33 protein-coding genes and 2 tRNA genes are annotated in these 26843 nt (G+C 58.5%); 10 read left to right on the top strand and 25 right to left on the bottom strand.

Translation table 11 applies throughout. The features are described from left to right. Positions 1-15 precede the first annotated feature (15 nt). Together LF599_RS07660 and LF599_RS07655 are read right to left on the bottom strand one after the other, a co-directional pair. Positions 16-1947, bottom strand: coding sequence for a HEAT repeat domain-containing protein (locus LF599_RS07660; RefSeq protein ID WP_279522879.1), 1932 nt, complete (start codon positions 1945-1947; stop codon positions 16-18). Between the two features lie 39 nt (positions 1948-1986). Next, entirely contained in the window at positions 1987-3030 is a 1044-nt protein-coding gene (locus LF599_RS07655) for a protein-glutamate methylesterase/protein-glutamine glutaminase (protein WP_279522878.1), read from the bottom strand. 243 nt (positions 3031-3273) lie between these two features. Here LF599_RS07655 and LF599_RS07650 point away from each other — a divergent pair. From LF599_RS07650 to LF599_RS07605, 10 genes are all read left to right on the top strand, one after another. Continuing rightward, positions 3274-3350, top strand: a tRNA-Pro gene (locus LF599_RS07650). A gap of 304 nt (positions 3351-3654) precedes the next feature. After that, entirely contained in the window at positions 3655-3984 is a 330-nt protein-coding gene (locus tag LF599_RS07645; RefSeq protein WP_279522877.1) for a hypothetical protein, read from the top strand. A 2-nt stretch (positions 3985-3986) separates the two neighbouring features. Beyond that, positions 3987-4361, top strand: coding sequence for a hypothetical protein (locus tag LF599_RS07640; RefSeq protein WP_279522876.1), 375 nt, complete (start codon positions 3987-3989; stop codon positions 4359-4361). A 16-nt stretch (positions 4362-4377) separates the two neighbouring features. Continuing rightward, positions 4378-5238, top strand: a complete 861-nt coding sequence (locus LF599_RS07635) for a hypothetical protein (protein WP_279522875.1) — start codon at positions 4378-4380, stop codon at positions 5236-5238. 281 nt (positions 5239-5519) lie between these two features. Then, entirely contained in the window at positions 5520-5978 is a 459-nt protein-coding gene (locus LF599_RS07630) for a hypothetical protein (protein WP_269943120.1), read from the top strand. A 56-nt stretch (positions 5979-6034) separates the two neighbouring features. After that, complete coding sequence (locus LF599_RS07625; protein ID WP_269943119.1) at positions 6035-6661, top strand: hypothetical protein; 627 nt, start codon at positions 6035-6037, stop codon at positions 6659-6661. Between the two features lie 282 nt (positions 6662-6943). Beyond that, positions 6944-7201, top strand: coding sequence for a hypothetical protein (locus tag LF599_RS07620; RefSeq protein ID WP_269943118.1), 258 nt, complete (start codon positions 6944-6946; stop codon positions 7199-7201). A 78-nt stretch (positions 7202-7279) separates the two neighbouring features. Next, a complete protein-coding gene (locus tag LF599_RS07615; protein ID WP_279522874.1) occupies positions 7280-7810 on the top strand; it encodes a hypothetical protein in 531 nt (176 codons plus the stop codon). 75 nt (positions 7811-7885) lie between these two features. Continuing rightward, positions 7886-8047, top strand: coding sequence for a hypothetical protein (locus LF599_RS07610; protein ID WP_269943116.1), 162 nt, complete (start codon positions 7886-7888; stop codon positions 8045-8047). Positions 8048-8072: 25 nt separating this feature from the next. Then, a complete protein-coding gene (locus LF599_RS07605; protein WP_269943115.1) occupies positions 8073-8246 on the top strand; it encodes a hypothetical protein in 174 nt (57 codons plus the stop codon). A 49-nt stretch (positions 8247-8295) separates the two neighbouring features. Here LF599_RS07605 and LF599_RS07600 read toward each other — a convergent pair whose 3' ends face one another. The 23 genes from LF599_RS07600 to LF599_RS07490 form a co-directional block, all read right to left on the bottom strand. Next, positions 8296-8829, bottom strand: coding sequence for a hypothetical protein (locus LF599_RS07600; RefSeq protein WP_269943114.1), 534 nt, complete (start codon positions 8827-8829; stop codon positions 8296-8298). 2 nt (positions 8830-8831) lie between these two features. Beyond that, on the bottom strand, positions 8832-9248 hold the full coding sequence (locus tag LF599_RS07595) for a DUF5675 family protein (protein ID WP_279522873.1): 417 nt from the start codon (positions 9246-9248) through the stop codon (positions 8832-8834). 3 nt (positions 9249-9251) lie between these two features. Then, a complete protein-coding gene (locus tag LF599_RS07590; RefSeq protein WP_279522872.1) occupies positions 9252-9551 on the bottom strand; it encodes a hypothetical protein in 300 nt (99 codons plus the stop codon). 218 nt (positions 9552-9769) lie between these two features. Then, positions 9770-11011: a hypothetical protein gene (locus tag LF599_RS07585; protein WP_269943111.1), complete on the bottom strand. Its 1242-nt coding sequence runs from the start codon at positions 11009-11011 to the stop codon at positions 9770-9772. A gap of 66 nt (positions 11012-11077) precedes the next feature. Then, positions 11078-15397: a phage tail protein gene (locus LF599_RS07580; protein WP_279522871.1), complete on the bottom strand. Its 4320-nt coding sequence runs from the start codon at positions 15395-15397 to the stop codon at positions 11078-11080. 14 nt (positions 15398-15411) lie between these two features. Continuing rightward, entirely contained in the window at positions 15412-15846 is a 435-nt protein-coding gene (locus LF599_RS07575) for a C40 family peptidase (protein ID WP_279522870.1), read from the bottom strand. Further along, positions 15846-16478 (bottom strand): hypothetical protein, encoded by a 633-nt coding sequence (locus LF599_RS07570; RefSeq protein ID WP_279522869.1) that lies wholly within the window; start codon positions 16476-16478, stop codon positions 15846-15848. Before LF599_RS07570 ends, LF599_RS07575 begins: the two co-directional genes overlap by 1 nt. Before the next feature lie 2 nt (positions 16479-16480). Then, a complete protein-coding gene (locus LF599_RS07565; protein ID WP_269943105.1) occupies positions 16481-16828 on the bottom strand; it encodes a hypothetical protein in 348 nt (115 codons plus the stop codon). A gap of 78 nt (positions 16829-16906) precedes the next feature. Then, positions 16907-19984 (bottom strand): phage tail tape measure protein, encoded by a 3078-nt coding sequence (locus tag LF599_RS07560; protein ID WP_279522868.1) that lies wholly within the window; start codon positions 19982-19984, stop codon positions 16907-16909. Between the two features lie 3 nt (positions 19985-19987). Continuing rightward, positions 19988-20290 (bottom strand): hypothetical protein, encoded by a 303-nt coding sequence (locus LF599_RS07555; protein WP_279522867.1) that lies wholly within the window; start codon positions 20288-20290, stop codon positions 19988-19990. A 47-nt stretch (positions 20291-20337) separates the two neighbouring features. Beyond that, positions 20338-20661, bottom strand: a complete 324-nt coding sequence (locus LF599_RS07550) for a hypothetical protein (protein WP_269943098.1) — start codon at positions 20659-20661, stop codon at positions 20338-20340. A gap of 119 nt (positions 20662-20780) precedes the next feature. Beyond that, a complete protein-coding gene (locus tag LF599_RS07545) occupies positions 20781-21314 on the bottom strand; it encodes a hypothetical protein (protein WP_279522866.1) in 534 nt (177 codons plus the stop codon). Positions 21315-21340: 26 nt separating this feature from the next. Further along, positions 21341-21706, bottom strand: coding sequence for a hypothetical protein (locus LF599_RS07540; RefSeq protein ID WP_279522865.1), 366 nt, complete (start codon positions 21704-21706; stop codon positions 21341-21343). Next, on the bottom strand, positions 21703-22098 hold the full coding sequence (locus LF599_RS07535; protein WP_269943095.1) for an HK97 gp10 family phage protein: 396 nt from the start codon (positions 22096-22098) through the stop codon (positions 21703-21705). The genes LF599_RS07540 and LF599_RS07535 overlap by 4 nt, the downstream gene beginning before the upstream one ends. After that, the gene (locus LF599_RS07530; protein WP_269943094.1) at positions 22091-22426 is read right to left on the bottom strand and encodes a hypothetical protein; all 336 of its coding nucleotides are present in this window, start codon (positions 22424-22426) and stop codon (positions 22091-22093) included. Before LF599_RS07530 ends, LF599_RS07535 begins: the two co-directional genes overlap by 8 nt. Positions 22427-22429: 3 nt before the next feature. Further along, complete coding sequence (locus LF599_RS07525; RefSeq protein ID WP_279522863.1) at positions 22430-23194, bottom strand: phage minor capsid protein; 765 nt, start codon at positions 23192-23194, stop codon at positions 22430-22432. 12 nt (positions 23195-23206) lie between these two features. Then, entirely contained in the window at positions 23207-23614 is a 408-nt protein-coding gene (locus tag LF599_RS07520; protein WP_279522862.1) for an LIM domain-containing protein, read from the bottom strand. Between the two features lie 17 nt (positions 23615-23631). Next, positions 23632-23709, bottom strand: a tRNA-Glu gene (locus LF599_RS07515). A gap of 101 nt (positions 23710-23810) precedes the next feature. Then, positions 23811-24269 carry a hypothetical protein gene (locus tag LF599_RS07510; protein ID WP_269943092.1) on the bottom strand — a complete coding sequence of 153 codons (459 nt, stop codon included), beginning with the start codon at positions 24267-24269 and terminating at the stop codon, positions 23811-23813. A 3-nt stretch (positions 24270-24272) separates the two neighbouring features. After that, positions 24273-24449, bottom strand: a complete 177-nt coding sequence (locus tag LF599_RS07505; protein ID WP_269943091.1) for a hypothetical protein — start codon at positions 24447-24449, stop codon at positions 24273-24275. A 3-nt stretch (positions 24450-24452) separates the two neighbouring features. Next, positions 24453-24935, bottom strand: coding sequence for a hypothetical protein (locus tag LF599_RS07500; RefSeq protein ID WP_269943090.1), 483 nt, complete (start codon positions 24933-24935; stop codon positions 24453-24455). A 74-nt stretch (positions 24936-25009) separates the two neighbouring features. After that, on the bottom strand, positions 25010-25963 hold the full coding sequence (locus LF599_RS07495) for an SU10 major capsid protein (RefSeq protein WP_269943089.1): 954 nt from the start codon (positions 25961-25963) through the stop codon (positions 25010-25012). A 35-nt stretch (positions 25964-25998) separates the two neighbouring features. Continuing rightward, on the bottom strand, positions 25999-26727 hold the full coding sequence (locus tag LF599_RS07490; protein ID WP_279522861.1) for a hypothetical protein: 729 nt from the start codon (positions 26725-26727) through the stop codon (positions 25999-26001). Positions 26728-26843 lie beyond the last annotated feature (116 nt).

Below are 26843 nucleotides of genomic sequence, written 5' to 3'. Positions count from 1 at the left end.
TCCTGTGAAGTGCTCCTACATTTCCTGAATCTTGGAGATGGCTTCTTCGGCCGCGCTGACCAGTTCGTACTCGTCGCGGTTGGTTACTTCCAACAAGGCCGCGAAGGCCTCGCTGCCGCCGATGTTACCAAGGGCTTCGACAGCCTTCATGACCACGAACCGATTGGAGTTGTCCAGCATGTCGATCATGAGCGGGACGGCCTCGACAGTGGCGTGCTCGCCCAGGGCGTCCATGGCCCGAATCTTGACCCAGTCGTCCTCGTCGTTCAGGGCATCCAGAAGATGGGGGACCATATCCCGGTCATAGTGGCGTCCCATGATCTCAACGACCGTCAAACGAACGTCCTTGCTCTCGTCAAACAGCCGGTGCAGGACCAAGGGCCGCCAGACCGCGTCGTCGCCGCCGGAAGCGGCCAGGGCCTCCACGGCCACCTTGCGGATGTCCGGGACCTCGTCCTCCGCAGCTTGGGTCAGGATATCAAGATTCTCCATGGGCCCGAGCTTGCCCAGGGCGTAAGCGGCCATGAGCCGATTGATCGACTCGGAACTTCCGAACATTTCCTGGAAATGGGCCTGAACATCGGGGCCGCCGATGGCGATGCACGCATCCAGCGCGGCCTCCTTCACATCGTCGTACTGATGCTCCATGAGCGGAAAAATCCGGTCCACCACCTCGGGCAGCCTGAGCTTCTCGCCAAGCAGATAGACCGCGCTCTTCAGCACGGTGCCGTCCTGATGCTCGTTGAGAACCTTGATGAAGAAATCCTTTGTCTGCTCCTCGCCCTTGGCGGCCACTACGCCGACGATCTGCCGCTGCACGGGCAGAGAGGCCTTCCAGAATGCCTCCATGAGCACCTGGCAGACACAGTTGTCCAGGGTGCAGGCATTCGGAGCGATATGGGAAAGAACCTGCACGGCCACGCGGGCCTCGTCCTGGTCCTCGCCGAGCAGCACGGTCTTGAGCGCCTCGGTCAGGCCGATCTGGGCCAGAAAACCGATAATCAGCTCCAGCCGGTCGTGGTCGCGATCCTGATCCAACTTTCCGGCGATACTGAGGATGCCTGCGGAAGCGTCCTCGCCGCCCACGTAGGCCAGTCCCTGAATGGCCGCGTCCTGAATCTCCTCGTCCTCATCCTGCAAAGCCACCAGCAGGTATTGCCTGAACCGCTCCCGTTCCTCATCGCTGAGCAGGGTCAGGGACTTGCCGCCGAGAATCTTGACGATGGCTTTGACGATCTTGTTGCGCAGAGCCGTGGGGGAATCGGCAATCCGCCTGAGGAGCATGGTCACGGCCTTGACGTTGCCCATCTCGCCAAGAGAATCGATTATCATGGAAGCGACCAGATCGGAGGCGCCGTCCAGGGCCTTGACCAGGGCATCCACCGAGCTGGTATGCCCGATCTTGGTCAGAGCCTCGATCACGGAGTACTGAACCCACTCCTCGTCATTGATGGCTTGATTCAAACATGGAATGGCGTCCTCCATGCCGAGTTCGCCCAAGCTCACGGCGGCCTGATAGCGAACGTTGACCTCGGGATCGCCAAGCAGGGCCTCGCAAAGAGGCTGAACCGCCAGGAGACTCCCGGTGGAGCCGAGAATATCGGCCACGAAAATACGGATGTCCGGGTCGTCGTCCAGGGTCAGATCAATAAGCGACGGCATGTCCTGGTTGCCCACCTCGCGAAGGATGTCCATGGCCAGATTGCGCACGGAGGCCTCGTCGGAGCGCAGCAGCGGTATGACCGCTCCCACGGTCTCCCGGCCGCCGATCTTGCGCAGGGAGCTGTCCACGGCCTCCTGGATGCCCAAATGATGGGTCTTGAGCAGCTCGGCCAGCCTGGGCACGGCCTCGACACAGTTGTCCTCGCCTGCCCTGAAGGCGCTCTCCCGGACAATCTCCTTGTTGTCGCTGCTCAGCAAGGCCAAATATTCGGTACAATCCGCCATGACGTCAGACCTCCCCCCTTCCGGTTCGCGGGTCGTTTGTTACTTGTAAAGATTAGCCAGAATGGACTCGGCCATGTCGTCGAGATCCACTATTTCGTCCGCCAGGTTCTCCTCCACCACGGCCTTCGGCATACCGTAGACCACGCAGGTGGAATCGCTTTGGGCCAGGGCCCGCCCGCCCTTCGCCTTGAGATCGCGGACGCCTTCGCACCCGTCGTTGCCCATGCCGGTCAGGATGACGCCGAGCCCGCGTCGCCCCACAGCCTCGGCCACCGAGCTGATAAGCACGTTGGCGGAGGGTTTGTAAAGGGCTTCGGCGGGCTCGTCCGTGACCACGATCTCAATGCGGCTGATCTTCTGATCGAGGACGATATGCCTGCCGCCGGGAGCCACAAACGCGTGGCCGGGCCTGAGGATGTCGCCGCTCTCGGCTTCCTTGACCTTGATTTTGCTTACCCCGTCGAGTCGGGCCGCGAACGGGCCGGTAAAGGCAGCGGGCATGTGCTGGGCGATAACGATGCCGGCCGGGAAATCAGCGGGCAGCGAAGAAAGAATTTTCTGGACCACGGGCGGACCGCCGGTGGAAACGCCGATGGCCACCACGTCGCGCTGGGGACGCCCGCCCACCCGGGGCGCGGCCACGGGCCGAGGCGTCCTGCGGGCGGATCGAGCGGCGGTGTGGCGCATTTTCCTGGCGGCCACGGTCTTGACCCTCTCGATGAGATCCCGCTCGATCTTGATGATGTCGAGGGACACCTTGGAAAGCTGCTTGGGAATGAAGTCCACGGCGCCGAGCTCCATGGCCTTCAGGGTGGACTCCGCACCTTCGGTGGTCAGGGAGCTGACCATGAGCACGGGCCGGGGTGATTCCATCATTATGTGCCGCAGGGCGGTCAGACCGTCCATCTCGGGCATCTCGATGTCCATGGTCACGACATCCGGGTCGAGCCGACGCACCATGTCCAGCCCTTCCCGCCCATTGCGGGCCACCCCCACCACGGAGATGTCGGGGTCCTTGTCGAGCATCGTGCTGATGGCCTTGCGCATGAATGCGGAATCATCAACGACGAGAACTTTAATCACGTATGCAACTCCTTGGAAAACGGCATATTGCGAATTTCCACCCCCCGGGGGAGCCCCCGGGACTGCGGAAAATCCCCCGCAAACGTACGCCAGCAACCGATTCAGGCTCGGCAGGATGTCATTTTGTCTTTCAATTTCCGACCTTAAGTGGCTTTTGCCTCTTTGTCCACAACCTTAACTTTGATTGAAATTTTCCCTTGCCTTTTCATCAGGGCTACGCTAAACACCTCTCCTCACGTGCATCGGGATGTGGCTCAGTCTGGTAGAGCGCTGCGTTCGGGACGCAGAGATCGCTGGTTCGAATCCAGTCATCCCGACCAGAGATTACGGGCACTTACAGCATAAAGTTGTAAGTGCCCTTTTCTTTGGTTACACATGCCGGTTACACAAGCACAACAGTGTAACCATCGTGTAACCGCCATTCTCGGTGGCCAGACCTGAAGCGTCCTCCACTCTCCGTGCCACCCCCTGGCCACCGCCAAATATCATAACCACCCGCACCGATTAACAAGAGTCTAACTCCCTCTTTTTATTTCTTTTCTCTCGTTGACGCCCGACGAAATCGAGCTATGCTTTGGCTTCGTCGGCCAGTCCTGGCCGGTAACCGCAAACGACGGGGGTTTGATGCGGATATCAGATTTTTTGGAAGCTGAAGTTGAGCGGATTGCCGCCGCAGAAGATCGCAGATCGCTGATTGCGGCGCTTCCGACGGTTGACGATCTCGTCATCAGCGAGACGTTGGTCGCCGTTCCTGGGGCCGTCTTTTACCATCTCCAGATTTCGTTTGATCCCATGAGTGGGAGGCATGTTGGCCGGGTGTTTACCTGGTTCGATACGACTTCGGCTTTGATCACCACTGATCCGCAGGTCCAGGAGGAGATCGCGCTGTCTCGTGACGAGGTGTTCGACAACCAAGACGCTCTTCTTGAAATAGTTGCCAACATGGAGTGCTAACTATGTGCGAAATAAGCAGGAAACACGTTGTTCTCGACGAGACGATCTTCGCCGAGTTGGTCAGGGCCGGTGTCACCGCAAGGTATTCAATGTCAGAACTGTTTTCGGGGATTCGACTTTATCTCGAAGATAGCGGAGATATTGTCGCCGAATTCCTGCCAGACCGTGGCTCACTTCATTACGTCACGTTTCCAGTTGAACTTTGGGAACCAGCCGACGGTGCTCCGGCGTATATCGTCAAAGCGCATAACGACGCTGTTCAGCGTTCTGAAAAACGGGCCTTGGTTTTCGATATTTTTAGCGGCGCAATGCTGTCTGGTCGGAAACGAGAAAAAAATCTTGGCGACATGCTCCGGGCGGCTGTCGACGACTTTTAGAAAGGAGGAAGGAATTATGGAAAAACTAATACGAAAATCACGCCGCCCAGGGGCGCTGGAAAACGGGGAAATCGACAAGCATGACGCTTATCAGCAGGAGATCTATTGCTCATGGCCAGAACTGTTCTCCGTCCCGGAAGACCTCGCAGCAGAGATCAATATCCGGTCAGGATACCTTGCAATCTCAACCCATGGGATGCCGGTCAACGAGTTCGGATGCGCCGTCAACTATCTCAAAAGCCAGGGACTGATCCCAGGCGGAATCCGCCCACAAAACCTCCTCTGGGACGGCCAAAATATCGTCGACCTGATGCAAAAACTTCGCATCCTCCAGCTCCACGGCACTGTCCATTTTCACGACCTCCCTGGATATGATATTGGCCACCCGGCCGTCCTGACGACCGACGCCTCTGCCACCTGCCTCCTCGACGACACCGTTCACGGCCGTCATATCGCTAAATATACCGGTCGCGTCGCATCAATCGACGCGATCGAGCACTATGAAGCACTCGCAAAAAAATGCCTCCGATCGCCGATTGTAACGCCGGCGACCGTCTACAAAGCCGGCTTCGAGATGACCGGCTTTGAAGCCCTCCCCGACCTGACCGAGGTCCGCAAAGTAATCCCAAACGACGGCCCGGCAACGATCAAAACCCGTTGTATTTACTGCGGAAATCCGGTCAAAGTTCGCGGGTATCTTCGCGGCCGTGAGCCGCATTACGAGGTCGACACATCGCCACGCTGCCATCACCTCCGCCTCCTCGCCGGACAATATCGCCTCGACGGTCACGGCAGCAAGTTTTTCGATTTCCTGATCGTCCGCCACGTTCGCGACCCCGACCACAAGTCTCCCACGTCCCCCCCGGCCGACGACTGATCCCCGTCAAGCCGTCGCGCCCTCCTTCAGGCCCCCTTTCCGGGGGCCTTTTTCTTTTCATTTTCCTTGTCCTTTCCCATTTCCCCAATTCCCCACCACTTTTTCAAGCGCATAAAATCTTTTTTTTCGTGTTACCGCTTTTTGTCGTTTCCAAATCAACAAAAACCGGTCAGCGCCAGGGTGTTTTGTGTTTGGGTTATAGCGTAAAAAATATTATTGTAAACAGTTGAAATTGCTCGTTTTGATGTGAAATAACTTAGGCATGGGGCGGGGAAAACCCCATGAAACAAGGAGATGAAGAAATGGATCGGCGCATCAATGGAGATTTTCAGGGACTTGGCTATGACGAGGAATGGGACACCATGGACATGCGGTTTCACCATCCCAACGGCTATTCGTCCAGCACTTACATCAAGGACATTATCTATGGCGGAGTGAGTCTGCGCGAGCACAACGATTGCTTTAGCCACTGCATCGACAACTGCGGAGCCGGGAAAATCGACGTCAGCATTTACGGACTCGATATCAACGCCCTGGAATTATACGGGGACTACACTGACAGTGTGGTGTTCGTCATCGGGTCCACGCTTTCCGGGGCATACACGTCTGACCGCCACGGAGAGCTTGGATGGATGAAGACCAAGCGGTTCAACAATCGACCGGCGGTAAAAGGTGTTTTCAGCAAGGGATTGAATAGGTGGATTGAAGAGGGGCTCATCGAAAGCGAGAACCGCGGATAGTTCAACAGGCCCCCAAAGGAGGCTGGGGGCCACAAAGAAAAACGGAGAGAAAAAAGATGGAATTGAGCAGGGAAATGATCAAGGGGATTTTTGGTGGTCCGGATGCCTCCGCCGCCGCCGCGCAGGATAGGCTCGTGCCGGTCACGGTAAGGCCTGATGTTCGGTTCGTTGACGGCCGAGGCCGAGAGAAGGACTGGTTGCCAGACGTCGATGAGGTCAAAACCTGGGCCTGTGTCGTTCATGGCCAGTGCTACGTGAGCAAGCACAACAACGTCGTCCTGTCCGGCCGTTCCAGGCCGCTGGTCAACGACACGTGCGATGAAGGGGATCTGGCGACCGGGGCGCAGACCGTGCGCCTGGCTCCGGGCACGATCATACAGGCCGGTATCTCGATCGTGTTGCGCAATGGTTTTCGGACTGTGACGGCGGTCGTCGGAATCGTGCCGGAGCCGGAGCCTGACCTCGCAGACGACGGGTTCGGTGTCGTTGGCGCATGGCCGCCGGATGTCGCTGTCAAAACGTCGGAGAGCGTCACGCATTCGGCGACGATAGAGATCGATGGGGTCGTGCAGCTGTCTCCGGAGGATGCGCGGTTGATAAGCAACCTCAGGGAAGAGGTTAAGGTCCACGGTGAGGAGCATGTAAGGCGTGTCCTGGATTTCGTTTCCGGGGCCGGTGCGTAGTCGGAACAGGCCCCTGGCCGTCGCCTTGGGCCTTTCCCATTCCTTCCTTCCTTCCTTCCTTCCTTCCTTCATTGCTCACTTCTCTCAAGCGATTGTCAAAAGTAGCACGAAAAAAACTTTCGTGTCAGGCCGTTCGGCGTGGTCTTTGATGGCAAAAACCGGTGAGGCCCAGGCGTTTTTCTGATTGTGAAAAGTTTGGCTAAAAAGTTGAAATCGCTCAATAAGATGTGAAACAACTTATTCAGACGGATGGGCGGAAAAAGTAAAAAACGGAGAATGGGAATGAAGAAGCATTTCGACATCAGGCAACAGAGGATTGACGCCTTCAACGAGGCGCGTGCGGAACTGAACGCGAAGGAGTTCAACGCACTGTTCGGAAACAAGAGGTATTCGTTCGACGCCGGAATCGCCTGGGTCGTCGACTGGAGCGGAGAGTGGTCGGCATCGTTCAGGGACGGCGAAATCGTGGCGAACTTCGACGGGCGGCTGCCCCTGAAGGTTGTCATGAAGGCAATCGAAGCGATGGGGAGCGCGTTCTAGGCAGAGGCAAAGAGGATCAACCGGCCCCCGGCAACGGGGGCCACAACCGAAACCAAAACAGCAAAAAAGGAGAAAAAGATGAAGATGAATAAGGAAAACGGAAACAGCATTTTGGCGACAGGAGCAACGGACAGGGTCCACGAACTCGAGGTCGAGAACAGGGACAGCGACGTGTTCGGATACGACGCGGAAACGGCTGCCGTGGCATACGGAGGTGCGGATGGCACTCCGGTCAGGATCACGATTTGCTACCTGCCGGATATCGCAATCACCGCATGTCCGAAGGTGACGATCGAAGAGAGCGTAAAGCATTTCTCGTTCTATAAGGCGCCGGCTTCGTGGAAGATCGAGCGCACCGGGCTCAGGAGGATCGACAAGACCCTCCTCCGGTCCGCCAGGCTCCCAGGCGACCTCACGCTGGCAACGGTCCTGGCCGTCTTCCCGGCCCTCCAGGACGCTTTCAGTCACGGACGCGAACTCGGCATCATCGACGGCGAAAAGAAGGCGCAGGACGCGATCCTGGACACCTTGGGCATCGGCGACCGGCTGCGCGATCTCGAACACTCCGCCAAGGTTGCGAAAAACGACCTGGACGACCTGTGGGGCTAGTCGGCCGACAATGAAATAACAGGCCCCTGGCCATCGCCGGGGGCCACAAAAAAAGAATGAAAAAAGGAGAAGAAAATGATCAAGAAGATTACGACAATAGCGTGTGGTGTTCTCGCGTTCGGGTGCTGTGCGATCGGGGCGTTCTCGCTGGTCAACGGCGGCCTGTATATGGGTTCGGTACTGGTGATGTTCGGCATCATGTTCGCCGCAATGCCGGTGATACACGAGCAACGATAGCAAAGGAAGAATAGGGAGAGAAAAAATGACTTTGAAGAAGTTGTTCAGGATTTTGGTCGTGATAGCGACCGTCTGCATGGCGACCTACGGAATTGCGGTCGGAGCGTGGGCGATCACCCAGGGAAGCGTGTTCAGCGGCCTGTTTGTTGTGATTTGTTGCGCAACTTTCGCGGCGGTTACCATTTCCGGCGAAAAATGAGCGCAAAAAGGCCCCCCGGACCGTGGTCCAGGGGGCTTGTCGGTTTTTTCTACTTTTTGTCCTTTTTCGGACGGGTCCCGAACCACCATGTCACTGCCGTGGAGCCGAGGAACAGGATCATGTCGACGATCGTGCCGTAGATCCCGAGAGCTTGTGAGGCAGTCATCCCCGACAGGTTGACGGCATCCATGATACCCCTGACCTCTGCTCTGGTGTCCCAGACTGCCCAGATGAGGAATATCGTCAGGCCGGGGCGGATGAGGCCACGAACCACGTCGACGAGGACGAGCAGGAATCCGGTGAACGGGCCTGTCTTGACGTTGGTCGAATACTCCTGCTTGTCGTTTGCGTAAGAAGCCTCGCGCAGGTCGTCGGCCGAGATTTCCTGGGCCACTTCCTGCTCCCGGGTCGCCGCCCTGTCTTTGTATTCCCATTCCTTGTCCATGACCTGGATATCCAGTTTTCTCATCTCGATGGCCTGGGAGAATTCTTGCTTGCGCTTGATCGTGTCGGTGATGTTGGTGATTACGGAGCCGATCACTCCGAGGACTCCGCCGGAGAGGATGGAAGAAAGGCCGAACATGGCTATACTCCTTCGATTGTGAGGTTGAAATGGTTGTCGCCAAAGTGAGCGACAAGGGCGGTGATCGCCGGACGGGACGACAAGACGGCCGCTTGGCCGCCAAGGCTCCCGAGGTGGAGACCTGGCAGGATACAGCCGTGGCTATGTGTTTTGAGACCCATCTCCGAGTTGCCGGCATAGTTGCCGGAATGGAGCAGGATCGCGCTCCGGCCCGGAACGTCCAGGACGTGGTAGACACGCCCGAAACGCCGAGACAGGTGCGGGACGACGATGTAGGTGCCGCAGGGAATGCAGGACAGGTTCGAGCGGTTGTCCCGCCAAGGAAGCTCGGCCGTGTAAAGCCGTTTGCCGCCAAAAAAAAGGGACCCGAAGGTCCCCTCGTTTCCCGTGCGCATCCTTATAAGATACGCATTTTCCATGACTTAATGCCCTCCTCCTGCCGCCACGGCGGCGATGATGGCCGCCGCCAACCCTTTGCCGAAAATGGCGATCAGGAACACGACGACGGCCCTGATAACCCATGTCCAGACTGTGGAGCGGGTGTTGGAGAGGGTCTCCCTGGTCGTCGAGATCCACTCATGGTCCCGGCGATGCCCATACCCGTCCTGATCCCCGAAAAACTCGTGGAGTTCGGCTCTGACCGCCTCCCGGATTGCAGTGATTTCGGCCTGGGAGACGACGCAATCGTCGGTTCCGTTGCCGTTTTTTTCGTTTTCGCTCATCTGAAAATCTCGCTTGGAAAATGGTGAATGTAAAAAAGCCCGGCGATCAGCCGGGGGACAGAAATGGACGGTGAAGTCGTGGCCACCGGCGTTGCGCCTGAGCGTTCGGCGGTGGTATGTTCAAAGCGAGAAAGGTCGAAAATCTGGCAGGATCGAGCGACCGGCGGCCCCCTGAATGGGGGCCTTTCTTTTTGGTCTTTTTGTTCTTTTTTTTGCGGCTATGCGTTCAAGACGGCGCCGGTGAAGTCAAACCACCACTCGGCTGCGGAATCGTCAGGGATGTACAAGTCAATGCGGGTCGCAGAGACGAACTTGGCGGCACTTGCGACCGGGATCCCGTCGACTTTGTAAGCGACGATCGGAACGACCTGGCCGGTTGCCTCGGGGATTGAGACGTTGCCGGTGGTCGTCAACTGCCACCAACCCGACGTTGTGTTAGGGCGTGAAACGGCACCACGGAATTGATACTGGCCGTCCTGGAGCCTCCATCCCCATGTGCCGCCGTTGAGATTCCAGGAAGTGCTGTAAAACTGTTGCTCGTCCGTGATTTCGGTCCAATCCGCCTCGATAGAGGCGAACTCGATTCCATCCTCCGCGTCGTTGACGACGACGATCTTGCCGGCGTTGTCGGTGTAGGTGTCCGGGGCGTCGGTCAGCTCTGTCAGCGTTTTTGCCCCGGAAACGTCAGCGACAGGGCGCTCGATTGCGGCTCCGTCGCCGTCAAAACCGAGAACCGTGTTGGCTGTCCCGGTTACGTCGGACAGGTCAGCCAAGCCGGCATCAGCGTCCATCTTGTCGGCCATGGCCGTGGTCATGGTCTCCTCTTTGTCGAGGAATTTAGTGTCGATCTCGCCCTTGAGGTAGACTTGGTCTTGCGTCACCGCGTCATCTGTCGTCAGGTAGTCGCCCAGGGGCTGGAACTTCCCGTCCGCCTCGGTCTTTGTGTAATATCTGTCGTCGAAGTTCTTGGCTTCCAGAGCCGTTACACGGGTGTCCAGCGCTTCGACATGGCCGTCGACGTAGACGATGGTGGCGTAGCTGGTCAGCGTCCCGGTCGTCACCATGTCGTCGTGGGTGTGGTCGGTGCCGTCGGACCCGAGCGGGATCGCCGCTATCAGCACGTCTACCTGGGCGGCCGTATAATAGGTTGCCAGGTCGTCAATGGTGATCATGCCGTCGTGGACATGCCCCTGGGCGGCCAGTTCCGCTTTGATCTCGTCCAGCGTCTCCCCGCCGAGCGTCTCGACGTTGATCGCATACTGGCCGGTCAGCTCCGCCCACGATGCCCCGTCCCATCTTTCGAAACGATTGTTGGTGGATGTCCACCTGATCGTCCCCACCGGCAACCCTGTGTCGGAGGTGCCGTCAAAAAGAAGGGCAAGGCTGGTTTCCTTGTCCTTCTGCTCGTCGAACGTGTAGGTGTACAGGCTGGACAGGTCCGGCTTCGTGAAATCGGCCATGGTTTATCTCCCATGAAAAAGCCCCCTTTCGGGGGCCATTCATTCTTTTTTGTTCTTTTTTCGGGGCTAATAGTAGGTGATCGTGTACCGGACGCGGCCGACGGTCTTTGTCCCGGTGTAGTCAAGGATGTAGAGTTGGACCCCTCCGGGGTTCTCTATGTCATCGTAGGCTTCGACCGGGAACAGACGGGCGATGGTCGGAACCGTCGATGTCTTGTAGATCATCTTCAGCTCCACATCCTTGATGTCCACGGCCTGGTGCAACGCGACGTAGTATCCGTTTTCCGCGTTTGATATCGTCACCGTCCCGGTGACTACGTTCTCCTCGGCACGGAGAACGTCGACGCCAAGCTCGGTGAACGCCCACAGCTCGTCGCTTGGCGACGACGCTTTAAGCGTGACCCGGACGTGCCGGATATCGTCTGAATGGGCGATGGACAACGTGACGCTCGACGACAATGCGCCAAGCGCTGCCGTCGTGCCTGTCGTCCAGTACAGTCCGTCGGCGCTATGCTCCACGGTCACCAACCCATCCGGTGTTGTGCCGTCAGCACCGACACACTGCCACCCGACAAGGATCTGGTATTCGGTCGCGTCGTCCCGTTGATACAGGATGCCAAGGTCGACCGTCTCTTGGTAGGAGCCATTCGCCGGTCCTGGCCGCCCAGCGAGATCCGCAAGGAGCGCCAGGTCGTCGACAGTAGCGGCTCCGTTGCCGTCGAACCAGTCCGTCCAGTCCTTGTTGGCGTATACCGGCAGGAACAGGGTTCCGCCGGCGTCAGCATAGGCATCGGTGGCCGTCCCGGTTGCGAACTTGGACCGGTAACTGGTCACAAGGGAGAACCCGGCCGGACGCGACACTGACACCGCTTTGACTGCACCCTTCAGGTTAACACCGGCAACAGCGATGACGTAGAACGTGCCGTCGTAGTCCGGGAGCGGATGATACGTGCCGACCGTCTGCCCAACCGTTTCCCCGGTCACGGCATCAATGATGTCGTAGTGGGTCGTGGGCAAGGTTCCGGCTTCCGCCGGATCCCACCTGATGCCATCACTGGCCACAGTGATGTTTGTCACCGCGCCTGGAGGCACGATTTCGACAACGGTCGTCGTCCTGTCGCCGTCGTTGCCGGCTACGTCCTGGCCATACACGACAAGGCTCCGCTTCCCGGACCAGTCTGCCGGGATGGTCAGGGTTGTTCCGTAGCTCCTGGTCAGTTCCTCGCCGCCCTGCGTTGCCACGATCCACCGCACAGTGCGGTATGTCGAAGCGTTCCCGGGAGTGACCGCGAACACGGCGTTGCCGCCGGAAAACGACACCGACACAGCCGGAGCAGCCGGGCCTGTCACCGGCACGGCAACCTCGGCCGGATACCCAAGGCGACCGGTCAGGTCGGCCGGGTAGATGTGCAGGATGTGGTTTCCCTTCTCCAGCTTCCCATCAAGGATGGTGGTTCCAACCGGGTGCATGACGTTGGCCACCACCTCTCCGTCGAGGTAGAGATGGTATTCACGGACGGATTCGCCATCGCACTTGTCCCAGGCAACCTTCATCCTTCCGTCATTGAGATGCTCGACCACAACGCCTGTAGGCGCTTGGATTTTCGGCAACTCGCCGGTCGGCGTGAGCGTCCCGCACATGACCGCGAACGCATCGTCCGGAGTGACGGACCTATGCAGGTCGGTGACCGGGCATACAACGACCTCGTAGGTCGTGCCAGGGTCAACGCCGCGAATGCGGTACGTGCGCCCTTCCCGGACCGGCCCCGATTGCGTCCATTTCCTTCTTTTTTCTCCTTCTTTCGCTTGTTCGCGGAACCAGACATCGTAACGCACGATGGAGGTCTGCGACCCTTCCGGCATCGCAACCGCGGTGAAACCGACAAGGAGATCGGTGGAGATCGTGTTGTAAACAGCCCTGGTGTCCTCGGTGACCGTGACTTCCGTCACGAACGGAGGAACCTCGGGCGTGTCGTATCTGGTAAACGCCGGGAACCGGTACGGCTCGGAGGCGTTGCTGTCTTCGGCGGTCCTTGCCGCGGCGAACGCCGGCTGGTCATAGTGCCGCCTTGGGGCGATCAGGGTCTCGTCGTAGTTGTGAACGTCCTCGGAGTATTCCAGGGCCGTGATCTTGACCCTCTGGTCCGTGGCCTTCTCGATCTTGCGGACCTGCATCGGGACAGGTGTTCCGCCTTGGGTCGACAGGGTCCAGGCCGGGTTTACCAGCTCGGTATCGGAAGAGTTGCCTGAAACCTCGATCTCGGTAACATAGCCGTCTTCCGTAGGCGTGAACGCGCTTTCCAGCGTCGCTGTGGCGGCCCCCGCCTCGTAGACTTTGACCGTGTATTCCCGACCGGCTTCCAGGTAGACGGAACGGCCAAGGACGGCCGCAACGTGGTCGAATGAAGCACCGTCGTAGCGCTTTTCAAGCTTGGCGGTTCCGCCCCATCCCATCTTCCTGTTGGCGGCGACAAGAACGTAGTCGCCGACTTTCGCGTCGAGCGCCTCGATCCCCATTTCCCACTGGTACACGCCATTCACGGCCTGGGCCTGGCGGAACATGCGGTAGACCATGCGCTGGATGACGCGGGGGTCGGTGATGCCGAAGAAGTTGACCGTCTCCGGGTTCCTGACAGTCTCGTGCTCCCTGGCAGGGTCGTCGAACGGAAGTTCTACGCGTTCCCAGGTGTTTTCGTCGACGAACTGGGCGTTGACCCGGTTCGGGATATCTTCCGGCTTGTCTGCCACCTTCTTCATGGTCGATACGCCGTTGCCGTCGACCAGGATGTTGTTCTCGTGGACGACCATGGCCGGGATGCCGTCGAACGGCGCCTCCGGCACGAAGAAGATCTGGCCACCGGCGATGGCCAGGGCCGTTTCGCAGGTGTTGCAGACCTTTTCGACGTACGCCTGGGCCTTCTGGCGGGTGTCCAGGACGTAGTTCCATTTGAAGCGGCCCTGGGTTTCTTCGATCACCGAGTCCGTGGCCTCGTCCCAGCGGCGAACGTCGATCACGTCCTCGCACCAGTCCGCGAACTTGCGCCATGCGGCGTAGTTGATCAGCCTGGGGTCGCGTCCAGCACCGTGTCGCTTGCGCTCGGTCAGCATGTAGACGACATGATATGCCGGATTGTCCGTCCACACCGTGTCCGTCTTCGACAGGAGGCACCCTCCGGTCGTAGGGTCTTCTACGATGTCCGGGATGATGATGCCTTCGCACTTGCATTTCGTTTCCGGCAAAGCCCCGGAGAGCTGGTCGGATGCTTCGGCGCAAACGTGGATCAACGCGACATGCGGGTAGTTCAAGGTCCCGTCCTGCAACTCTTCCCAGTATTTCAGGTAAGTAGTGCCTTCGCGGCGGGAGGTCTGATCGAAGTCAGCCGTGATGCGGGTCAGCTCGAAACGCCGCTTGGCTTTTGTGTCGAACTCCTTGTAGATCGAGTACAGGGTCTCGGACTTGGTTTCTGCCGAGATCGTGTGGATCTCGCTGTTTTCGTCCGTGAACGCCTCGCCTTCCTCGGCCCAACGGACCTTGATCTGGACCGAGTTGGACTGGATGTCTCCGTCGTCGGAAACCGAGAACAGGGACGGGATCGACAAGACGATGCGCATGTCGTCCAGGCTCTTTCTGGAGTTGAAAACATACGGCTTCCCGGACTTGAGCGTCACCCGACCGGACGGCTTGAAGTGGTAGCCGATCTGGGTAATCCCCTCGAACGGGGTCTGGTCAGCGGTGCCGAGGCGAACGTCGTACGTCACGCCGTCGAAGTTTGTGATCGGCTGCCCGTCCAGGGTGATATCGGAGATTGATTTGACCGGCCCCTCGCTGACAGCGATGATCCAGTGCATTGTCTCGCGGGTCAGGATGCCGGACTTTTTCTCGCCGCCCATCCACTGGTGGATGATCGTACCTCCGGTGACGTGCGTTCCCTGCACGATGTGGAGCATCGTGCCAGGAGTCGCCGGGTTAGTGTCGGCCGAGAAGGAATACGTCTGGGAGCCGGCGTAGCTGTCGTCGATGGACGCGCTTCCGGTCGGAGCGAACTTGTTGCTGATGTAGCCGATGATGATGCCGGCAGCCAACTGCCCAAGGAAGCCCCACATCGAGCCACTGGACACCATGGACATCACGCCGCCGATCAGGGCCATGCCCCCGGCGGCTCCGACTTTCGCCCTGACCCGAACTTCCTCGTGCGGCTTGGGGACGTATCCCCAACCGACGATACCGGCCAGGGAGTCGGACGCAACGACCTCGTAGTCGTCCCGGTTGATGTCGGGCCAGATGAGGTTGACGATTTCCGCAACGGTGCTGTTCTGCTCTTGGCGGAAAATGTCGTGGGTCCAGGTTCCTTTTTCGAACCTGTTGTCTATGCGAACAATCCTCATCTTTTTTTCCTTTTTCAGTCTTTTTTCAAAAGCGATTTGTGCCGGTAGATCTCGACCAGTCGGGACCGCCAGGAAGCGATCTCGGCCGCATGAGAAGACCCGCCCTCCAAGACATGGAGAAAGCGGGTCGGTGAAAGGACGATGCCGACATGGTCGGGTTCCTTGCGGCGGTGCCGGAAGAGGAGAATGTCGTGCCGCATTGGCCTCCCGTCAGGGATTTTCCGAAGCGGTTCGAAATCGTCTTCAAGGACGGACACGAGCGGGGATTGGCCGTTGAAAAGGACGGAATGTGGCGCTGACCGGTCGAAGCCGTGGTCGCTGATGTCGATACCAAGCTCGTGCAGGTACCAAAGCTGGACCAGTCCGCCGCAATCGGCGCCGTCTTTCGCTTTTCCGCCTTCCTGAAACGGGACCCCCAGCCACTTGATGGCTTGGTGGTCTATGAACATCACAGCCCCTTCATCCCGTTGTGGCAAAGACCAGGAAAGCCGCCGAAGCGGTGCAGGTTGCCCCTTTTGCGGCAGGAATCGACGGTCTTGTCGCACCGCTCCCCGTCGCCAGGAGTCAGGCCGCACAGCTCGTCACCGAACTGCCAGGAGCATGTCCGAAACGCAGGGCGACCCAGGGTGCATTTAACGAGGCCAAGGCCGAGGGAGAGGCGGACTTTGGCGAAGTCACCGGCGATCTCGTAGCCGACGATCTGGTAGCGGCCGAGAACCCCCAGGGTCGGGTAGATCTCGGTGTCGTCACCAAGGACCTGCCGGATGATGACCGTGCAGTAGTCCATGGTTGACCTCTCGAAGAGCGGCTCCACGAACCCTTCGCTGTTGTCCAGTGTCAGGTCGACAGGGTTCTTTGCCCCGTCCGTTGTCTGGCTGATTGCCCCGTGGCTGACTCCGAACGGCATGTACCACCGCTCCTCGGTGGACCCGTCCGCCATCATCAGCGTCATCCGTGCGCCGTTGGGGTTGTTGGTTAAGAAGTACGGAGGCTGTTCCACATCGTCGTCCTCGGAGAAGAGGATGTCGTAGAGGTAGTAAGTGCTGATGCTGTCGCCGGTAAGGTATTCTCGTCTGTCCATGGCTACACCACTGTCTCGATGCGGCATTCGACGTCGCACCAGAAATCGCTGGATCCGCTTCCCCACGTCTCCTTGAATGTGTCGCGCACGAACCGGACAAGAACGGCCTCGTCATAGCCCCACAGGTTTATCAGCCAGGGGATGGCCGGGCCGTGGTCGTCGTGGAATTCGCGGAGTGCATTGGTCGTCTCAAGATCGATGACGTTCCAGCGCAACTTGTACGTCCTGGTCGGCTTCGGGGCCGTCCTGATGAACTGCTTCCTGCCACCGGCAAACCGGTGTTCGGAAAAGTTGTCGGACACGTCGCAAGAGTCGACCCAGTGCGGGTCGAGCGGGAGGTAGTTGTCCACGGTGTCTCTCCTTGTGGCTGATGAAAAAGATGAAAATGGGAAAAGAAGAAGGCCCCATTGCGGGGGCCTCCAGGTTGACTATCTGCCGGAAACTGACGCGATCGAATCGGCGATAGGCTCGAGGTTGGCGATGCCTTCCATCACGCCCTGTTTCGCCTGTTCCTTGATGAACGCGGCATGTTGCGCTATCTCGCCGTAGTTGGTTCCAGCGGGGAACTGCTGGGTAACGGAAACGGACACGGACTGGCTGGACGACGACTTCCCGGCCAGGAACGACTTGAGATCTTGGTTGGTGTCAGCGTCGACAACACGTTCGCCCTTGATCAGGCTTACGTTGTCCAGGTCCTCGCCGAGCTCGGTCACGCCGGCATGGAACTGGGACCCGAGGAATGACCCTGCCGTGATCGTCGCCATGACGGCCGCTCCGGAATACGCCCTGGCGGCCGCCGCAGCGTGATACGCCGTGTTTGCCTGGTCAACGAAGCTCATGACGGAGTGGAACAGGCCCTGGGCCGTCAGCTCCGCCGCCAGCTTAGCGATCGTGAGCTGTAGTTCTTTCATCATCGCCCCGGCCATATCTGTCAGGTCCGGTAGACTGCCGGCAGCGAGCGACTCGAACGAGTCTGCAAGCGGCCCCTCGACCGCCCCGGACATTGACTGTATTGAACTGGTGACCATGGCCAAGTCGGCCGCCGACTGCCGCTCCTGCTCTTTTGCAAGGGATGCGGCATCAGCAACCTGTTTCCATGCATCGGCCTTGGCGATCAATGCCTGGCGCTGGCTGTCGTCGACCTCGAGGCCGTCGATTTCGGCCAGGATATCTCTGTATTCCTGTTGCGTCCTGACGATATCGCGCTGGTATTCCGTGTCTGCTCCGTCAAGAGCTGACTGGTCGTTCGCCGACTTGATTCTCCCGGACAAAGACTTCATCTTCGCCTTGAACAAATCATCCCGCCTGTCAGCGTCGGTGGCGATAGCCACGGTGTTGCGATCCTGCTCGATCTTCTTCGCGTCTCTGACGAGCCTGTTGTACTGGGTCTGGGTTATCTTCCCGTCTTCGAGCAACTGGTTGTATTCGACAACAGCGTCTACACGATCCCACAAGTTCTGCTTGAGCTGTTTGTCCAGGTCGAGCTTGATGCTTGCGAGTTCTGCTTGTCGATGTGCGGCGACTACCGCGTTGTCTGACGATTCGAGGCGACCTTCCTGCTCCTTCAAGAGGAGTTGTGCTTTTTTCTGCTCTGTCAGCCTTTCTTCTTTTTCGATCTCTTTGATCTTGAGATCGTATATCTCGTTTGCGATCGACTTCTGGTCCAAAGTCGCCGCCGTGTTTCGCATGACGGCGTCGAGTTCGAGTTCGGCCTCCTTGCGCTTGCGCTTCGTCCCTTCAAGGCCTGACAAGTCCGATTCCCGTTTCAGCTTGTCCAGCTCGACGAACGACGCGTAATCGTTCTGGGCGTTCAGGTCGTCGCGCTCCGACTCGAGAGCCGCGCGCTTTGCCGACGACAAGTCGTCTTCCTTGCCTTTCAGGGCGTCGAGTTCGGTGTTGATCTTGCCGATCTTGCGCTCGTATGTGGTCGTCCACCCTTCTTCGACGGCCTTCTTGTAGTCCTTCGCGGACTCCTCGAGCTTCTGTTGCTTTTCGAGCAGGTCCATGATCTGGTCAGACACAGCGTCTGTCGTGACAGGCGTCATGTTTTTTGATGGATCACGCACCTCCCAATACGAGACCCAGTCTCCGGGGTCTTCTGCACCGAGTCGGCCGTCCTTGTAGTATTTCTGGAACTCCAGGTACTCCTCCTTGACCTTCTGCAGGTACTTGAGGCGGTCGTCGTCTTTCACGCCGTCGTTGTAGACGGGCTTTTTGCCCATCGGATCAACGTAGTCTTCGGCGTTTTTCTTGGCGATACGATCGCTGATGAGATCATAACCGTCTGACGTGTAAACAGTTCCAAGCGACACAACGAACATGATCTCTTTGATCCTGTCGGCGGTCTCTTTGGGAAACAGCTCACCGATCGGGTCATGCCCGACCTTCATCAGCTTGATCATCGACTCGACGAGGCCGGTTATAAGCGGTTCGACGGTGTTGATCGCAGACGCGATTTCGTCAAGCGCCGACGCGAGTTCGTCGGAAAACGTTCCGAACACGTTAACGCCAAGATTTTCGCCGGCTGACATCAGGCGTTGCCAGGCGGGAATAACCCCCTTCTCCATTGTGTTGGCCGTCTTGGCGGCCACGCCGTCGAGGTTGGCCTTCTTGATAGCCAGGGTCTGGAGCTTGATCGCATCGATGTTGTCCCGCATTACCAGGACCGTCTTGAGCGGAATCAGCCCGAATGTCTTCTGGTAGTCGATGACGGTCGCGCTTTCGTCCTTCATCTTGCTGATGACAGCCAGCACGTCTCCACCTTCGATGCCGAAGGCCTTGGCGGCCTTCTCCGCTTTCAAGAGGGACTGGGCCATGTTCGTACCGGCCATGGACCCCTTGATGCCGGCATTCGCCAAGATTGACATCATGGCCGCCGTGTCCTCGATCGAATATCCGAGCGCGTGGGCGACAGGGGCGGCGTACTTCATCGCCTCGCCAAGTTCCTCGACCGACGTGTTTGAGCTGGTGGCCGTTGCGACGATGACGTTGTTTGCCCTTTGCAAGTCGTCGACCGTCATCCCGAAACCGGACATGATGTTGGTTGTGATGTCGGCCGCCGAGGCGACGTCGAGCATCCCGGCTGTTGCCAGTTGCAGGACTGATGGGAGAGCTTCCATGGCCTGGTTAGCATCGAAACCGGCCATTGCGAGGAACTTCATTGCGGAAGCGGACTGGGTTGCCGTCCACATGGTGACCTTGGCGGCATCCAGGGCCGCTTCGGACATGGCTTCGTATTGCGCTTCAGTGGCCCGGCTGACTGCCTGGACCTTCCTCATCTCGTTTTCGAATTTGGCACCGACCTCGGTGGATTTCGCGATTGCCTTGGCCATCAAAGTGGCGGCAAGTCCGACACCGCCAATGGCCAGGGCAGTCCTGCCGGCAGACGAAGAGAGGAAGTCCATTGCACCCTGCAGTTTGTTCGAGCCTTTCGTGGCGGCCGAGAGACCGGTCATGAAGGCGCGGCTGTCGAGCGACAGGGTCGCGGAAAGGGTGCCGACGTTCATTTTTTACCTCTTTTTCTTCTTTTGGGTGGCGGTGACGCCGCGGAGACTGTCCATCTTCTTCTTCCAGTTCGGATCCGCCCCGTTTTTCGTGGCGGCCTCGGTCCGGATGAACTGTTTCTCCACGCCTGTAAGGGCGTTGCGGAGCTTCGGTTCTCCGCCGTTCGCGGTGTTGGTGCCGTGTGCGATGGTGTCGTGGTCAGCGACCATTTCCTTGGCCCTGATCGCCTCCATCCGGGCGTACAAGGCGTAGAAAGCGGGGAACGGCATGGCCATGGTGGCCTTGAAGGATTGGCCGTAGAACCGCATGAAATCCCCGATCACGTAGGGGAGATCAATGTAGGAGATGGCCGGACCTAGTTTTTTCCCGCGTCGTCCTTGATCGGTTCTACGTTCTCCGGGTCCTCTCCCTTGGAAAGCTTGAAAAGGAAATTGATGGTCGTTGCGTCCATCTCCCAGAGCGCTTTCACCGGAATGTCGGAGGAGGCTTCGATGAAGTTGATCTGCTCGGTGACAACCCGCTTTTCCTGGTCTGTGTCGGCTGTGATTGCGGCATCCAGCTTGGATTTGAGGTCGTATTCGAACCACTTCTTCACCGACATGACGGTGACCTTGTATTTTGTCCCGTCCCACACGAACCCGGACTGCCGGCGGATCATGTTTCCATCGTAAGTTTTCATTTTCTCTCCTTTTTCTCCCCTTTTTTGGCTAAAAAATATGAAGCTCCCGGCAGGTAAGGAGAGAACCCTGCCGGGAGCTATATCCAAGGCGGCACGGCCGCCGGGATGGCTATTGGTGGTTAGGACTGGACGACATCGGGGTCGCCGATGGTGACCAGGGGGCTGCCGTTGCCGTCGGGAATGGCGGTGATGGTGATCGGGTAGCCGGTCACGTCTTCGGCATCGAAGGCAAAGGACAGCTCGGTCTTGATGACGGCCGACGGGAAGCAGATGATGTAGTCAACATCGCCGTCGTCGGGTACGACCCAGACCTTCTGCGCTGTCTGTCCAAGGGACTGGCCGACAGAGCTGGAGATCTCGACACGCGAGGTCACGCCGTCGGTGACAAGGGACGCGTCGGCGATCAGGTTCTTGTTGACCATCATCGCGTGGTCGAACTCGGCCAGGGTGGTCGTGATCGACGCTTCCTTGGCCATGACGATGTAGTCGATGGGGGTGGCTTCCTGCTGGACCTTGATTTCCTTTGTGTCGACCGTGTAGCTGAACTCGATCTTTTCCAGGGTGTAGCCGAGCGCGTTGGCGTCGTCGTAGGTGTCGCCGACGTAGAGCTTCCCGGCGCCCATGCGGACATTTTCTTTTGTTCCGTAAGACATTTAACCCTCCAGGGTTCGATTGATTGTTATATGGTGAAGTTCACGGTGAAGTTCATTGAAAAGGCCCCGCCAGGTATCCTGACAGGGCCGTTTTTTCTCTTGATTGAGACGATGCGGTACGTGATGCCGTCAACGTCGTATGAGCCGGACAACGCTTCCACGGCGGCGGCCATGGCCTCCGCGCCCTTGAACGAAAAACCGTTGGCGTACACCTGCACACTGGACTTTCGAAGAGGCGTTATAGTCGCGTGTGGCGTGTGCGATGTTTCGCTGATGAATGCGAACACGTTGCCGATTTTCTGCGGAGGAGTGTCCCCATACATGCAGTTTTTGCCGACGATCAGAGACGAATCTGTCGACGCCACCGCGTTGGTGATCGGATCCAAAATCATTTGAACTCCTCCCGCAACTTTCCGCCGACGATCCGGAGGATTTCGTCAACATTTTCGTCGAAAGCCCGCTCCAGGTATTTGCGCCCGACAACCACGTCTGATTTGCTGTTTTTCTCCTGCGACCTTGGCCCCAGGTTGTAGTGGTCTTCGTGCATTTTCGTGGCGTAGGCATTCGCCTTTCGCCCTTTTTTGATGCGGATCGAGACATTCACCGAGTTGTCGTCGCCGGTGACCTCGTACATGATCGACTCTTCAAGCTTCCCCTTGTCGACCGGGGCGCGTTTGACGGCTTCGTCACGGGCAAATTTTCCGGCCGCCTCGGCAGCCTTCCGTATCCCGTGTTTCTTCCGCATCGCCACCATGACAAAATCAAGCGGTGTGATTTTAGCCATTACCGGCCTCCAACAGGTACAATCCGACCCATTTGATCTTCGGCGGTGTGAGTTCGACCGTCTTGATGATCTCGAAGTCGGTCCCATCGACCTCGACCAGGATGTCCCCGCCGGCGAGAAGCGTTTCCATGGCCGGGTTGCGCTTGTAGCGCACGTACAGGATCATGTCCGCCTCGATATACCTGGCCTCTTCGGCCCTGCGGATGCCGGATGCCGCCTTCTTGACCACGGCCGACAGCGCCGGAGACACGATGGTCGTGGTCGGAGAAGCGTTCGCGTCTCCAGACCTCGTGACCGTCTTCACGGCGATTTGCATTTTTCTGGCCATGGTCTATTCCTTCTTTTTTTTCTCTTTTTCGGGCTGATAGGGGATGGGATAGTGGCGGCACCGAGGGTGAAACAGGCCGGAGTTCATGGCCTCGTCGACGGTCTGGTATTCGTCAGTGTCGCCGACAAGGGACAGGACAAGGCCGATCCATGGTGCGCATTTCGGGCATCCGCCGGCAGGACCGGCAACAAGGACCAGGTTACTGCCGTCCTCGGCGATTTTGTCGATTTGGGCGTTTCTTGCGGCGTTTCCGACAGCCGCGTAGGCCAACACCTCGAAATATGTGTCTGACTTCCACTTCTTCCCGGACTTGTCGGCGAAATTCGTGGTCAGGCCGCGGGAGACGTGCTTGTCTGACAACTGCTTGGCCGAGTCCTTTTTCGTCGTGTCGAGAAGCGTTGATTGACGGACGACCTCCCGGGCTTCCAGTGTCAACTGCTCCTGGATCTGGGCGGCCATTCTGGCTGTCTGCGCCTTTGTCCTTGCGATGTCGGACGGAATACCGAGCCACTTGCCGTTGATCGACCCGACCGCAATCTCTGCCCCGCTTTCAAGCCCAAGGATGATGCGCTCCTCCATGGTTGCCAACTCCTTGTTGACCAGCTTCATGGTGCGATCAATCCTGGACTTCGCCCACCGGCCTGTATCCTTGCGGTGCTTTGACAGGACTTTCAGGAGCCTCCCGGAGCCATCTTCGTATGCCGACAAAACCAGCCTGACGCCGGTATCGACAGCCTTTTGCCAGGGGGCTTCTTTGCTTGTGGGCATGGTGGCTCCTTTTCATCGTTTTTCTTCTTTTTTTGGCATTTGCCTGGCGATCATTGCGGCGATTTCCTTGTGCCGCTCGTCAATGCCATCAACCGAGAATGTCATTGTTGTTGTCTGCGCTTTGGCACCATTTTGGAGGAAATCAATCAGCTCGTCCTGGTCATACGGGAACGAATCCTCCGCAACAGGCAACAGGTATCTCGTGTTGTCAGGGCGCCACGAGTCGTCTTCCGGCAATTTTGTGATTCCGACCTCTTCAAGTTGCTTGATTGACCGAGGAGACATGAATGACTTTGACGGCTCAGCGGGATTGGGCGGAAGAGCGTAAAAAGCCGTATCCAGGCATTGCTGACAAAAGGGATTGGCCCTGTGGCGCTGCGATGGTCCGGGCAGTGTCTCGCCGCACTTCTGGCACTTCATTTTCTCTCCCATTTTTTTGGCATCACCGACGGGATTCGAACCCGCATTGCCCAGATTGAAAGTCTGGTGTCCTAGGCCAGTTAGACGACGGTGATATGGTTTTGCGAATGTCAGCGGCTGGTGACGACGAAGCGGCGGCCGGTCCACTTGTAAGAGTGGCGGACGCCGACTGCGCGGATGCGGATGACCATGCCGGCTACCGGAGGATTCGCGGAGGGCCGAAATCGCAATACGGCCGCATGACGGCCATTGCCTCGGGCGACCTGCTATTGAACCGGCTGTAGCCGGTGATGCCGACGCTCCCGACCGGGGAGCTGATGGCTTTGGCACCGACAGCGCCGGCGTTCTCCGCGTCCCTTATATCGTCGATGTTCCGGACGAGGTAGACGGCCTGGAGGTAACAGGCATCCCGTGCGGCGGCGTATGCCGCGTCGTATTCCTCTTCGACCCCGAGAACGAGGCCGGGGAACAGGAGCGGGTCGTTGATCAGGCGGGTCGCCTGGACCAAGTATTTCGCCTTCTCGTCATCGGTCAGGTCGTCCCAGTCGTCGCTCAGATCGAACACGGCTTTGGCATCAGCGTCCGAGATACTCAGGAAGCTGTTCTGCCCGGAGTCGCCGCGAACGGCGTTCAGGAGTTCGGATGCGGATGCCATGGGCTACTCCACGCTGTTGCGAAGACGCTGGAGACGCTGGAGACACATTCCGATATTGTCCCGGAAGTCGGAGGTATCGATATTGAGGATGACTCCGTTTTCGCCGTTCATGGTCATGTCGACCTTGACCTTGCCGGTCACGTCGGTGCCGGGTATTGCGTATTCGAAATAGTTGGTCATTTTCTATTCTCCCTGCTTCGCAATGAAGCTGTCGATCAGTTCGTCTTTCTTCGTGCCGTCGAGCAAGATGCCCTTGACGGCCGCATGGTTCTTGATGACCGGGACGGTCATGGCCGCCAACTCTTCGCGAGTGAAGGCGTTGCTGTCGGCACCGCCATCCTGGTCGCCCTGGTCGTCGCCTTCGGCGACTTCCCCGGCATCACCAGCTCCCTCTTCCTTTCCTTCTTCCCCTTCTTCATTTTCATCCTTTTCAACCTTTTCAGGCTCGGATGCGGTTGTGTCGGTGGTGTCAGCGGAAGATTTCAGGCCGGTGAAAAGGGAGTCCAGGGACTCGGCTTCGGCTGCATCGTATTCGATGCCGTACTTGGCCGAAAAAGCCAGGATGGAGGCGATTTCAGCCTCGTCGGCGGTCTCGTACACACCGCCGTCGAAAGCGATGCGAAGCCCGATGTGGAGCTTCGGGTATCTCTTGCAGGTGAACTTCATTGTTTCTCTCCTTTATTGAAATATGACGCGGGGGCGCTAGGCCCCCGCTACTTCACCGTGGTTCGGTTCGACTGCTAGTCGGTGGGACGGGTCGTGACCAGGTTCGTGAGCTTCGCGTGAGCGGTCTCGTCACCGGAGTCCAGGCCGAGTTCCCCGTAGAGCTGGGTCTTGTCGGAAGCGCCGGTCTTTGCCAGTTCCTCCTCGAAGATGATGCCCCTCTTCGGGATGTACAGGCCCTTGACCTGCAACATGTCGAGGTTCGCGATGGAGATCACGTCGGTCGGCATGTGATGGTCGATCATGATCGGGAAGTCACCCAAGGGGGTGGACACGACCTGCAGGTTGGTACCAGCGATGGTACGGTTTTCCTCTGGCTTCCCGTAGATGCGGTCGATCCAGAGCTTCTGGAGGCCGGAGGTCAGGATCACGGCGTTACCGGTCAGGGAACCGCCATTGGCGAACCAGGCGAGGACCATTTCCTCGAAGTAGTCCCTGGAGAAGCTGTCAGCGGCGCCGGAACCGGCGTCGGCGACAACGACGTTGGTCGTGATGCTCGGCAGGAGGCCGCGGGTGCGACGGGGAGTGGAGTCGGAACCAACGGCGTATTCGCCGTACAGGAAGGCCTTGGAGACCTGCTCCATAAAGCCGTCGACAGCGCCCATGAGCTGGAACGGGAGTTCAGCGCCGACGCTGGAACGGTTGCCCACAGAGTCGGATGCCATCTGGCCGACGGCGGCGGACTTGGTGTAGCTGACGTTCACGTCTTCGTGGAAGATCTCGAGGACGTTGACCACGTTGTCGCGGGTAGTCAGGGTGTTCTTGTTAGCGTCCTGTCCTTCGAGGTTGGACTTCTGCGCGGCGGCCGCGGAGTTGTCGTAGATGGTGTTCTCGAAAAACGGGGACGAGACGGGGACGATGGTGCCGTTGCGCAGAGCGCCGATCGCCTTCAAGAGGGCGAGGTTCTTGCGCAGGAGCTTGAAAATGCGGCCGTCGTAGTTGACGACACTGTAGGTAGTGGCTTGGGCCATCTTTTAAATCCTTTTTGTTCTGTTTTTGTTTGTGCTTACCGGCCGAAACGCTGGTTGCGCTCGATGGCAATTTTCTGCGCCTCGGTCATGTTCGCGGGGGCGGGGGTGCCGGAAAACTGGTTGGTGTTGCTGTTGCCGCCGCCGTCGTTCGGTGCGAACAGGTGCGGGACGGTCTTGGTCTTGAGTTCGACGACGAGATCTTCCGGGGTCATCGGCTGCCCCTGGTCGTTCAAACGGACTTTGCCGTCCTTCCCGACTTGCACAGGGACACGGCTGATGGAGCCGTCGGCGTTCTTGACCTCGCGGACCTGAGCATTCTGCATGCAGTAGAACATCAAGGTCCGGATATCGTTGTTGATCGGCTCGGCCTTCGCCAACACCTCGGTGAATGCGCTTCCGAGCAGGTCGTTGTCCCATCCCTTCTGGAGCATCTCGCTCCTGGACTCGATCTCGGACTTCTCCGCCGTCAGGGTCTCGATCTGCGTTTGCAGGGACCTGACCGCCTCGCTTTCGTCGGCCACGCCGGCGGCGATCTTGGTCTGGAGGTCCTTGTTCTCGGTCACCAGGGACTGGAACTTCTCGGGGTCGATTCCCTTGAACTTGGCCTTGATCTCGTCACGTTCACCTCTCGCGGCGTTCAGGGCCGACTTGAGGTTCGAGGTGTACCTGTCGAGGTTCAGCTCGTAGCCGCCGGTCTCTTTCTGGTCGTAGTAGGCGGCGTTCTTCTCGTCGAGGCCGTCAAGATTTTCGAGGAACAGCTTCATATCAGTTTTCTCCTGTAGAGGGGGTTCGCGGCATCTCGCCGCGGGGCATCCGGCATCTCGCGATCAGCCCCAGGGTTTTGACCTCCCTGCCACCCGGTGCGTCTCGCACCCGGTGA

This window comes from Pseudodesulfovibrio thermohalotolerans, from assembly GCF_021353295.2.
GTDB lineage: Bacteria > Desulfobacterota > Desulfovibrionia > Desulfovibrionales > Desulfovibrionaceae > Pseudodesulfovibrio > Pseudodesulfovibrio thermohalotolerans.
The sequence above is the reverse complement of the archived record's forward strand: the minus strand, read 5'-3'. Positions and strand labels throughout refer to the sequence as shown.

Coding starts and splice junctions, on each gene's coding strand:
- LF599_RS07660 (WP_279522879.1), bottom strand. CDS start 1,947: ATGGCGGATTGTACCGAATATTTGGCCTTGCTGAGCAGCGACAACAAG.
- LF599_RS07645 (WP_279522877.1), top strand. CDS start 3,655: ATGCGGATATCAGATTTTTTGGAAGCTGAAGTTGAGCGGATTGCCGCC.
- LF599_RS07640 (WP_279522876.1), top strand. CDS start 3,987: ATGTGCGAAATAAGCAGGAAACACGTTGTTCTCGACGAGACGATCTTC.
- LF599_RS07635 (WP_279522875.1), top strand. CDS start 4,378: ATGGAAAAACTAATACGAAAATCACGCCGCCCAGGGGCGCTGGAAAAC.
- LF599_RS07630 (WP_269943120.1), top strand. CDS start 5,520: ATGAAACAAGGAGATGAAGAAATGGATCGGCGCATCAATGGAGATTTT.
- LF599_RS07625 (WP_269943119.1), top strand. CDS start 6,035: ATGGAATTGAGCAGGGAAATGATCAAGGGGATTTTTGGTGGTCCGGAT.
- LF599_RS07620 (WP_269943118.1), top strand. CDS start 6,944: ATGAAGAAGCATTTCGACATCAGGCAACAGAGGATTGACGCCTTCAAC.
- LF599_RS07615 (WP_279522874.1), top strand. CDS start 7,280: ATGAAGATGAATAAGGAAAACGGAAACAGCATTTTGGCGACAGGAGCA.
- LF599_RS07610 (WP_269943116.1), top strand. CDS start 7,886: ATGATCAAGAAGATTACGACAATAGCGTGTGGTGTTCTCGCGTTCGGG.
- LF599_RS07605 (WP_269943115.1), top strand. CDS start 8,073: ATGACTTTGAAGAAGTTGTTCAGGATTTTGGTCGTGATAGCGACCGTC.
- LF599_RS07600 (WP_269943114.1), bottom strand. CDS start 8,829: ATGTTCGGCCTTTCTTCCATCCTCTCCGGCGGAGTCCTCGGAGTGATC.
- LF599_RS07595 (WP_279522873.1), bottom strand. CDS start 9,248: ATGGAAAATGCGTATCTTATAAGGATGCGCACGGGAAACGAGGGGACC.
- LF599_RS07590 (WP_279522872.1), bottom strand. CDS start 9,551: ATGAGCGAAAACGAAAAAAACGGCAACGGAACCGACGATTGCGTCGTC.
- LF599_RS07585 (WP_269943111.1), bottom strand. CDS start 11,011: ATGGCCGATTTCACGAAGCCGGACCTGTCCAGCCTGTACACCTACACG.
- LF599_RS07580 (WP_279522871.1), bottom strand. CDS start 15,397: ATGAGGATTGTTCGCATAGACAACAGGTTCGAAAAAGGAACCTGGACC.
- LF599_RS07575 (WP_279522870.1), bottom strand. CDS start 15,846: ATGTTCATAGACCACCAAGCCATCAAGTGGCTGGGGGTCCCGTTTCAG.
- LF599_RS07570 (WP_279522869.1), bottom strand. CDS start 16,478: ATGGACAGACGAGAATACCTTACCGGCGACAGCATCAGCACTTACTAC.
- LF599_RS07560 (WP_279522868.1), bottom strand. CDS start 19,984: ATGAACGTCGGCACCCTTTCCGCGACCCTGTCGCTCGACAGCCGCGCC.
- LF599_RS07555 (WP_279522867.1), bottom strand. CDS start 20,290: ATGCGGTTCTACGGCCAATCCTTCAAGGCCACCATGGCCATGCCGTTC.
- LF599_RS07550 (WP_269943098.1), bottom strand. CDS start 20,661: ATGAAAACTTACGATGGAAACATGATCCGCCGGCAGTCCGGGTTCGTG.
- LF599_RS07545 (WP_279522866.1), bottom strand. CDS start 21,314: ATGTCTTACGGAACAAAAGAAAATGTCCGCATGGGCGCCGGGAAGCTC.
- LF599_RS07540 (WP_279522865.1), bottom strand. CDS start 21,706: ATGATTTTGGATCCGATCACCAACGCGGTGGCGTCGACAGATTCGTCT.
- LF599_RS07535 (WP_269943095.1), bottom strand. CDS start 22,098: ATGGCTAAAATCACACCGCTTGATTTTGTCATGGTGGCGATGCGGAAG.
- LF599_RS07530 (WP_269943094.1), bottom strand. CDS start 22,426: ATGGCCAGAAAAATGCAAATCGCCGTGAAGACGGTCACGAGGTCTGGA.
- LF599_RS07525 (WP_279522863.1), bottom strand. CDS start 23,194: ATGCCCACAAGCAAAGAAGCCCCCTGGCAAAAGGCTGTCGATACCGGC.
- LF599_RS07520 (WP_279522862.1), bottom strand. CDS start 23,614: ATGAAGTGCCAGAAGTGCGGCGAGACACTGCCCGGACCATCGCAGCGC.
- LF599_RS07510 (WP_269943092.1), bottom strand. CDS start 24,269: ATGGCATCCGCATCCGAACTCCTGAACGCCGTTCGCGGCGACTCCGGG.
- LF599_RS07505 (WP_269943091.1), bottom strand. CDS start 24,449: ATGACCAACTATTTCGAATACGCAATACCCGGCACCGACGTGACCGGC.
- LF599_RS07500 (WP_269943090.1), bottom strand. CDS start 24,935: ATGAAGTTCACCTGCAAGAGATACCCGAAGCTCCACATCGGGCTTCGC.
- LF599_RS07495 (WP_269943089.1), bottom strand. CDS start 25,963: ATGGCCCAAGCCACTACCTACAGTGTCGTCAACTACGACGGCCGCATT.
- LF599_RS07490 (WP_279522861.1), bottom strand. CDS start 26,727: ATGAAGCTGTTCCTCGAAAATCTTGACGGCCTCGACGAGAAGAACGCC.